At 64.9% G+C, this 8,050-nt stretch carries 8 protein-coding genes; 3 read left to right on the top strand and 5 right to left on the bottom strand.

The annotated features are described in order from the left end of the window. Positions 1 to 876: acyl-CoA dehydrogenase family protein (locus tag B4E36_RS00380; protein WP_345899842.1), on the top strand; the 876-nt coding region annotated here is incomplete at its 5' end. Between the two features lie 48 nt (positions 877 to 924). On the opposite strand, the gene B4E36_RS00375 is transcribed toward B4E36_RS00380, so the two are convergent. Genes B4E36_RS00375 through B4E36_RS00360 form a run of 4 tightly spaced genes read right to left on the bottom strand, consistent with a single transcriptional unit; the run spans position 925 to position 5,194 of the window. Continuing rightward, positions 925 to 2,184 (bottom strand): CaiB/BaiF CoA transferase family protein, encoded by a 1,260-nt coding sequence (locus B4E36_RS00375; RefSeq protein WP_292059563.1) that lies wholly within the window; start codon positions 2,182 to 2,184, stop codon positions 925 to 927. 54 nt (positions 2,185 to 2,238) lie between these two features. Continuing rightward, entirely contained in the window at positions 2,239 to 3,186 is a 948-nt protein-coding gene (locus B4E36_RS00370) for a tripartite tricarboxylate transporter substrate binding protein (RefSeq protein ID WP_292059561.1), read from the bottom strand. Beyond that, positions 3,183 to 4,748 carry a tripartite tricarboxylate transporter permease gene (locus B4E36_RS00365; protein ID WP_292059559.1) on the bottom strand — a complete coding sequence of 522 codons (1,566 nt, stop codon included), beginning with the start codon at positions 4,746 to 4,748 and terminating at the stop codon, positions 3,183 to 3,185. Before B4E36_RS00365 ends, B4E36_RS00370 begins: the two co-directional genes overlap by 4 nt. Next, complete coding sequence (locus tag B4E36_RS00360) at positions 4,745 to 5,194, bottom strand: tripartite tricarboxylate transporter TctB family protein (protein ID WP_292059557.1); 450 nt, start codon at positions 5,192 to 5,194, stop codon at positions 4,745 to 4,747. Before B4E36_RS00360 ends, B4E36_RS00365 begins: the two co-directional genes overlap by 4 nt. A gap of 119 nt (positions 5,195 to 5,313) precedes the next feature. Between B4E36_RS00360 and B4E36_RS00355 the strand changes: the two genes are divergently transcribed. Then, positions 5,314 to 6,327, top strand: coding sequence for a LysR family transcriptional regulator (locus B4E36_RS00355; RefSeq protein WP_292059555.1), 1,014 nt, complete (start codon positions 5,314 to 5,316; stop codon positions 6,325 to 6,327). A gap of 84 nt (positions 6,328 to 6,411) precedes the next feature. On the opposite strand, the gene B4E36_RS00350 is transcribed toward B4E36_RS00355, so the two are convergent. Further along, complete coding sequence (locus B4E36_RS00350; protein ID WP_292059553.1) at positions 6,412 to 6,846, bottom strand: RbsD/FucU family protein; 435 nt, start codon at positions 6,844 to 6,846, stop codon at positions 6,412 to 6,414. A gap of 237 nt (positions 6,847 to 7,083) precedes the next feature. Between B4E36_RS00350 and B4E36_RS00345 the strand changes: the two genes are divergently transcribed. Then, entirely contained in the window at positions 7,084 to 8,001 is a 918-nt protein-coding gene (locus B4E36_RS00345) for a LysR substrate-binding domain-containing protein (RefSeq protein WP_292059552.1), read from the top strand. Positions 8,002 to 8,050: the final 49 nt, after the last annotated feature.

Genomic DNA, 8,050 nt, shown 5'->3' with positions numbered 1-8,050 from the left:
TCCTCGCTGGTCATGTATCCGATCCACGCTTACGGGTCGGAAGAGCAGCGCAACAGATATCTGCCCAAACTTGCCTCCGGCGAATGGATCGGCTGTTTCGGGCTGACCGAGCCCGATGCCGGGTCGGATCCCGGCGGCATGAAGACCACGGCGCGCAAGACGGACGGCGGCTATGTGCTGAACGGCGCGAAGATGTGGATTTCCAATGCGCCGATCGCCGATGTCTTCGTTGTCTGGGCAAAGTCGGAGGCTCATGGCGGCAAGATCCGCGGCTTCGTGCTGGAGAAAGGCATGAAGGGCCTCAGCGCGCCCAAGATCGGCGGCAAGCTCAGCCTGCGCGCCTCCGTCACCGGCGAAATCGTCATGGATGGCGTCGAGGTCGGCGAGGAGGCGCTGCTGCCCAATGTCGAGGGGCTCAAGGGTCCGTTCGGCTGCCTCAATCGCGCCCGCTATGGCATTGCGTGGGGCGTGATCGGGGCGGCCGAGTTCTGCTGGCACGCCGCGCGGCGATACGGTCTCGACCGCAAGCAGTTCGGCAGGCCGCTCGCCCAGACCCAGCTCTTCCAGAAGAAGCTGGCGGACATGCAGACCGAGATCGCGCTCGGCCTGCAGGCGGCACTCCGGGTCGGCCGGCTGCTGGAACAGGGCGATGCCGCGCCGGAGATGATTTCGCTGATCAAGCGCAACAATTGCGGCAAGGCGCTGGATATCGCCCGCAATGCCCGCGACATGCATGGCGGCAACGGCATCTCGGAGGAATTCCAGGTCTTCCGCCACATGGTCAACCTCGAAACCGTCAATACCTATGAAGGCACCCATGATGTGCATGCCCTGATCCTGGGCCGCGCCCAGACAGGCCTGCAGGCGTTTTTCTAAGGGAAGCGCCGCGGCCTTGGCCGCGGCGACAATCAAAGGGCGTAGTCCTCAAAGCCGCGCAAAAGCGGCGCCGGCGGATGCGGATGTCCGGTCGCCAGCCCCATCGGTTGTCCCCACGATGTTGTCGGACACAAGGGCGTCGATCTCGTCCTCCGACAAACCAAGCTCGCCCAGCACTTCGCGCGAGTGCTCGCCAAGGCGCGGGGCTGGGGTCGTGGGGGCGATCGCGGCGCCGTTGGCCTTGAAGCCCGCCGTCGGGACATGGACGGTGGTGCCGGGCACTGCCTCTATCGGCGTGGTGAGCTGGCGGGCGGCGGCGTGTTCCTCGGCCAGCATTTCGGCGAGATTGCGCACCCTTCCGGCGGGCACGCCGACGGCGTTGAGGTCTTCCTCCCATGCGCTGGCCGACCGGGCGAGAAGGGCGGCCTCAAGGGTGGGGCGCAGCCCGTTCGGGTCGTCCCTCATCGCCGCCGGGTCGCGTCGCGTCTTTGCCGCAAGCTCGGTCAGGCCGAGCGTTTCGAGCAGCGGGATGATCTGGCGGATATTGTTTGCCGCCACCATCAACAGACCGTCGGCGGTCTGGAAGCAGCCGGAGGTCGGGCTTCGGCTCCAGGCCTCGTTGCCCGCGGGCTCGGGCTTCCAGCCGGAGCTGAGGTGGCTGGTCAGCAGCGAGGCCATCAGCATCATCGAGGTGTCGAGCATGGCGACGTCGAGATGCACGCCTTCGCCGGTTGCGCGCCTTTGATGCAGCGCCGCGGAAATGGCATAGGCCGCGTTGAGCCCGGTGGCGAAATCGACATAGGGCGCGCCGACCTTGGTCGGTCCGCTTTCCCGGGTTCCGGTGGTGCCCATGATCCCGCACATGCCCTGAATGACATGGTCATAGGCGCCGCGCCGGCTGTAGGGTCCATCCTGGCCGAAGGCCGAGATCGAGCAATAGATCAGGTCTGGTTTGATCGCCTTCATATCCTCATAACCGAGCCCGTTGCGGACCATGGTTCCCGGGCGCATGTTCTCGATGAACACGTCGGCGTTCGCCGTCAGGCGCTTGAGGATGTCGCGTCCCTCCGGGGTCTTGATATCGAGGGCGAGCGAGCGCTTGGCGGCATTCTGGGACATGTAGGACAGTCCCATGCCGGCTTCGTTCAGTTCGGGCAACTGGCCGCCCTTGCGGGTCCAGTCGCCGATGCCGGGCACTTCGATCTTGATGACGTCGGCCCCCAGCAGGGCCAGCTGATAGCCGGCATAGGGGCCGGCAAGAACATGGCTGGTGTCGATGACGCGGAGGCCTTTGAGGGGCTCGAACACGGATAGTACTCCCGAAAATTCCGGGACGCGACCATCGCGCCCCGGGCATGGTGATCAGTTGGGCGCCTCGACGGCTTCCTTGAGCTTGAGCTCGGCCTGGTGGGCCGCCTTGACCTCTTCCATAAGCTCGGCCGATCCCTTCTCGACGGGCGGGAAGTCGAGATTGGCCATAACCTGGCGGACGCTTTCGGTGCGGCCGGCCTCCAGCAGGGCCTTCTCGAGCGTGGCGACCACGTCTTCCGGCATGCCGGCCGGGCCGACCAGAACCAGCTTCGAGCCGTAGCTCGACATGTAGCCATATTCATTCATCGTCTTGATGTCGGGGCTCGCCACCAGGCGTTCCTCGCCGGTCGAGGCGATGGTCTTGATCTTGTCGGGATATTTCTGGTGCGCGCCGCCGCTATAGGCGATGTCGAAATCGCCGCCGAGCAGACCGCTGATCATGCCAGCGCCGCCCTTGACCGGCACGAAGTTCAGCTCCAGCCCTTCCTGCTTTGCGACCAGCTCCATCTGCACTTTCGAGGCCGGCGTGATCGTTGCGACCTTGGCGCCGGGATTTTCCTTGGCGAAGGCGACGAACTCGTCGAACGTGTCGTAGGGGCGATCCATCGGCGCGGCGAAGGCCGGCTGATAGGCCGCGATCGAGCCGATCATGGTGAAGTCGTCGACTTCGTAGTCTGCGGCCGGGTTCCAGATCTGGTTGGTGGCAACGGCGGTTGAAGGCGAGAGCATCAGGGTGTAGCCGTCCGGCTTCGCCATCTTCAGCTTCAGCGCCGCGACGCTGCTGGCCGCCCCCGGCACGTTGACCACGATGATCTGCTGGCCAAGGGTCTCCTTCATCTCCTCGAACAGCACCCGGCCGATCGTATCGGTGCCGCCGCCGGCCTCATAGCCGATCAGCGCGGTGATCGCTTTCGTCGGATAGTCTTCCGCCAATGCCGCGCCCGCGACAAGTGTCGCCGCGGTGACCGCGGCGGCGGCGAGTTTCTTCAGTATGGTCATGAGTTCCTCCCGGTTTCATTGAATGCGGCGGTCCCTGCGGATATGGCGAGGGCCGCCCGAGTGCGGCGCCGGATTTCGGCCAGCGCCAGGATCGCGATGAGCGCGACGGTCAGGCCGATGAACACGGCCGCGATTGGATGCTGCACAAGGTTGGTGACGTCCCGGTCGAGCAGCGGGATCGTCTGGCGCAGGGTCAGTTCCAGCGACGGTCCGATGACGAAGCCGATCAGGAAGGTGACGAAGGAAAAGTCGAGTTTCTTCGCCAGCACGCCGAACACCGCGAAGACCAGCATCACCCCGATGCCGAACAGTCCGCCGCCCTGCATGAACGCTCCGATCATGCAGAAGAACAGGACCGCCGGCGCAATCACCCGCATCGGCGAGCGGATCACCCAGGCGAAGAATGACTGGCCGATGATGCCGATCGCCAGCAGGGCGAAGCTTGCCACGATCATCGCCGCGTAGAGGGCCTGGACGATCTCCGCGTCCTCGACGAACATCAGCGGACCAGGCGTGATCCCGTGGATGACGAAGGCGGAAATCAGGATCGCCGCGATCACGGAGCCGGGGATGCCGAGCGCGAACAGCGGCACGAAGCTGGAGGGCACCACCGCATTATCCGCGCTCTCGGAAGCGGCGACGCCTTCGATCGCGCCCTTGCCGAAGCGTTCCGGGGTCTTCGACATGCGCGCGGTCGCGCCGTAGGACATGAACGAGGCGACGCTGGCGCCGAGGCCCGGCAGGATGCCGACGAAAACGCCGATCCCGGTGCCGCGCAGGATCACGGGCAGGCAGCGGCGCCAGTCCTGACCGGTCACCCGGCTATCGTCCGGATCGGACGAGACGCGGATTTCGGCCACCTGGCGATCCAGCGCGCGGTGGTTGGCCATCTGCAGGATCATTTCCGACACCGCCATCATGCCGATGGCGACGGGGATCAGCGACAGGCCGTCGAACAGTTCCAGCCGACCGAAGGTGAAACGGGGCACGGCGGTTTCTACCTCCATCCCCACCGTGGCGACCAGGAGGCCGAGCGTGCCGGAAATCAGGCCCTTGACCAGAGAATTGCCGGCAAGCGCGCCGATGAAGGTCAGCGAGAACAGCAGGATGGCGAATTGCTCGACCGGCCCGATCTCGAGCGCGAACTGGGCGAGCGGCGCGGCCAGCGCGATAAGGCAGAGGGTCGAGATCAGGTCGCCGATCACCGAGGCGTAGAGCCCCATCTTCAGCGCCTTGCCGGCCTTGCCCTGCTGCGCCAGCGGATAGCCGTCGAAGGCGGTGGCCGCCGAGGACGGCTCGCCGGGGGTATTCATGAGAATGGCGGAGATTGCGCTGCCGGCGGTCGAACCCTTGGCGATGCCGATCAAGAGGCCGATGGCGGCAACGGGTTCCAGATAGAAGGTCACCGGGATCAGCACGGCAGTGGCGGTGCCCTTCCCAAGACCGGGGATGGCGCCCACGGCATATCCCACGGCCACGCCGATGAAGACGTAGAACAGCGTCCAGAAATTGGCGATCGACGCGAAGCCGGCCGCGAGCGGAGTGAAGAATGCATCGATCATTGGAAGCTCGTCCCCAGTACGACGTAGAACAGCAGCCACGCGCCGCCCATGAGACCGGCCGGCAGCAGGGTGAGCATGGCGATCCGCCGCTCGCCCAAGGCCAGCATCGGCAGGATGATGATCATCAGCCCGGGCAGCAGCGGTCCGGTGTAGATGAAGAGCAGCGTGGCGACAGCGAAGAGGACGACGACGCCGAGCGTGGCGACGACTTCACCCCGTGTGAAAATTGGTCCGCTGTCATCGCGTAGCTGGCGCAGAGCCAGCAGTGACTGGCCGATCAGCACCAGGCTCAAGATCACCAGAATGGCCGCGCAGAGAAGCGGCATCATGCGCGGCGATATGATCGCCGTCGGCGCCTCGGCGATTTGCCAGGGGATCAGGACAAGCCATAATAAAATACCGAATGCCAGAAGCACCAAGCCGGAAACCAGCTCTGCCTTTTTCATGTTTCCCTCCCGCGCCAGCTTAATTTGGCGTTGTTTTGCCGCTACCTTTACGGGAGTTTCGGAGGCTTGAGTAACTCAAAGATTGACCACCGGGTATAAGGTTTTTATTATACCACCGCATGAAACTCAAAAATCTGAACACCTTTATCGAGATCGCCCAGGCCGGATCGCTGTCGAAGGCGGCGGGCAGTCTGGGCATCGCGCAGCCGGCGCTGAGCCAGCTTGTCGCCAATCTCGAACATCAACTGGGGGCGACGCTGTTTCATCGCCGCACGACGGGCATGGAACTGACCCCGGCGGGCGAGATGTTCCTGAAATACGCCAAGAAAATCTCGTCGGACCTGGAACAGGCCAGGCTCGACGTGAAGCATGCCAGTCAGGTGCCGGCGGGCGAGGTGTCGGTGGTGATCGCCGCCGCCATCGCCAACCTTCTGGCTCCGGAACTGATGATGCGCGCGGAGGCGCTGTTTCCCGACGTGAAGATCACGGTGCGCCGCGCTATGAGCTATCCGGCCGCCCAACTGATCCGGGAAGGGCAGGTCGATGTCGGCATCGTGCCGGGGGCGAAATCCATGTCCAACGTCAAGGCGGAACTCGCCTATATCGACGAGATGATCTTTGCCGGCGGCATCGGCACGCCGCTCGATCAGCCGGGGCCGATCTCGTTTGCCGAGGCCTGCCGCGCGCCGCTGGTGCTGCCGTCACAGGGGCATCTCACTCACAGGACCATCGACCAGGTCGCCTTCGACCGCGGCCTGCATCTGAACCTGCGCACCCGGCAGGACAGTTCCTCGCTGCTGCGCAAGCTGCTTGCCTGCGGCTATGCCTATACCATCATGCCGCGGGCGGGCATGCTGGAGGGCGTGCGCGAGGGCAAGCTCTTCATCCGGCAGATCCCCGACCTGCCGCTCACCAGGCAGATGTTCGTCATCACCAGCACGGATCGCCCGAACTCCGCCGCGGTGCGCGCGGTACGCACGCTGCTGTGGCAACAGCTCGAACGGCTGAGCGCGGAGGGAATAGTGCCAAGCCTCGTGCCGCGGGAACCCTCGCCAAACGACTATCCGATTCCGGGCGCAACGGGGATGGGTCCCGCGAAAGAGACATGGATTCGTCAAAGCCCTTCAGGTTGAAGCGGTGTGTGGCTTCGGCAACCCGACGCTTCGCAACCATCATGAAGATTGCGCCGTCGAGCGGCGCTTGTGCCGCGCCGGCGGTCAGGCGAAGATCACGCCCTTGCGCAGGATGAAATTGCCGTAGGGCCGCATTTCGCTGGACTGGACCACGGCAAACGCCTCCTTGGCGCGCTCGTAGAAGGCGAACCGTTCCAGCCCGACCGGCTTGTGGCCGAGGGCGTCGAGCGTCGGCATGGCCTCAGCGATCACCGGCGGCACGGTTTCGGGTTCGCCAACCATCTGCATGGTGAGGACGGGGTCGGGCTCGAACTCATCGAGCGGCAGCAAGGACGTGATCGCCGACAGAGCCTGAAGCGCGTCGCAGCCGATCGAAAGCGCCGAGCCATAGACGGTCTGCTCGCCAACGGAGGCAGCGGGGAAATTGGCGTCCACGATCACGATCTCGTCGCCATGGCCCATCATGGCGAGCACGTGCAACAGGTCGGGTCCGAGAAGCGGGTCAATCCCTTTCAGCATGAGGTTTCCTTTCAGGGCAGCGGGTTGAGGGGCCCACGCTCGAATTGTCGCCGTGGAAAAAGAGCCCATCGGCCTGTCTTATGGCTTGCCCGATCCGAAAGCAAGACGGCCCACGCCTGCGCGATTTCACGACGTTTTGCGCCGTTTGCCTATCCCATGTCCCGCAGCTATAGTGCCAGAAAAACAAAAGCCAAGTTGCGGGAAGGAAACGACTTTCTGCTCAGGCGGGGAGCCGCGATGACCTTCGAGCAATTGCGCATCTTTGTCGAAGTGGCCGAGCGGCAGCATGTCACGCAGGCCGCGCAGGCGCTCAACATCGCCCAGTCCGCCGCCAGCCATGCGATCGCCCAGCTCGAGGCGCGCTACGACGTGCAGCTTTTCTACCGCGTCGGGCGGCGGATCGAGTTGTCCGAGGCCGGCCGGGCGCTGCTTGCCGAAGCGAGCGCGATCCTCGGGCAGGTGGAGCGCGCCGAACTGGCGCTGAGCGAGTTCAGCACGTTTTTGCGCGGGACGCTGCTGGTCGAGGCGAGCCAGACGATCGCGAGCTACTGGCTGCCGGCGCGGCTTGCCGCCTTCCGCCGCGCCCATCCCGGCATCAACCTGCGCATGAAGATCGAGAACACCCAGCAGGTCGCCGATGCGGTGCTGACGGGGGCCGTGGAGCTCGGCTTCGTCGAGGACGAGGTCGCGCATCCGCAACTTGTCTGTCACCCCGTCGCCGCCGACCGGCTGATCGTCGTTGTCGCGCCCGACCATCCCTGGGCGGGACTGAAGCGGCTCGATCCCGCAAAAATGTCTGAAAGCGACTGGGTGCGGCGCGAGACCGGGTCGGGCACGCGCTCCGCCTTCGAACACGCAGCCCTTGCCATGGGCGCGGATGTGGCGGGTTTCCGCATCGCGATGGAACTGCCGTCGAACGAAGCGGTGCGCGCGGCCGCCGAAGCCGGGCTCGGGGCGGCGGCGATGTCGGCTTCGGTCGCGGCGCCCAGCCTGGAGGCGGGCCTGCTGCACCATGTCCCGATCGAATTGCCCGAACGCCAGTTCATCGCCCTGCGGCTTGCCGCCCGCCGTCCGACCCGGGCGGTGACGGCGTTCCTGAATCAGTTGGGCATTGTCGAAGCGATCAATGGCGCGGAGGCCGAACGGCAAGGTTGAGCCTTGGGCTCGGCGTGTGACACTTCCCCTAAATGATCGTCGGGCCGGC

Origin of the sequence: Martelella sp. UBA3392 (genome assembly GCF_002358775.1) — a bacterium.
GTDB lineage: Bacteria > Pseudomonadota > Alphaproteobacteria > Rhizobiales > Rhizobiaceae > Martelella > Martelella mediterranea.
Note: the sequence above shows the minus strand (reverse complement) of the source record. Positions and strands in the feature narration are given on the sequence as shown.

Bases quoted from the DNA above. Each gene is read 5' to 3' on its own strand.
- B4E36_RS00345 (WP_292059552.1), top strand. From the start codon at position 7,084: ATGACCTTCGAGCAATTGCGCATCTTTGTCGAAGTGGCCGAGCGGCAG.
- B4E36_RS00360 (WP_292059557.1), bottom strand. From the start codon at position 5,194: ATGAAAAAGGCAGAGCTGGTTTCCGGCTTGGTGCTTCTGGCATTCGGT.
- B4E36_RS00355 (WP_292059555.1), top strand. From the start codon at position 5,314: ATGAAACTCAAAAATCTGAACACCTTTATCGAGATCGCCCAGGCCGGA.
- B4E36_RS00365 (WP_292059559.1), bottom strand. From the start codon at position 4,748: ATGATCGATGCATTCTTCACTCCGCTCGCGGCCGGCTTCGCGTCGATC.
- B4E36_RS00370 (WP_292059561.1), bottom strand. From the start codon at position 3,186: ATGACCATACTGAAGAAACTCGCCGCCGCCGCGGTCACCGCGGCGACA.
- B4E36_RS00350 (WP_292059553.1), bottom strand. From the start codon at position 6,846: ATGCTGAAAGGGATTGACCCGCTTCTCGGACCCGACCTGTTGCACGTG.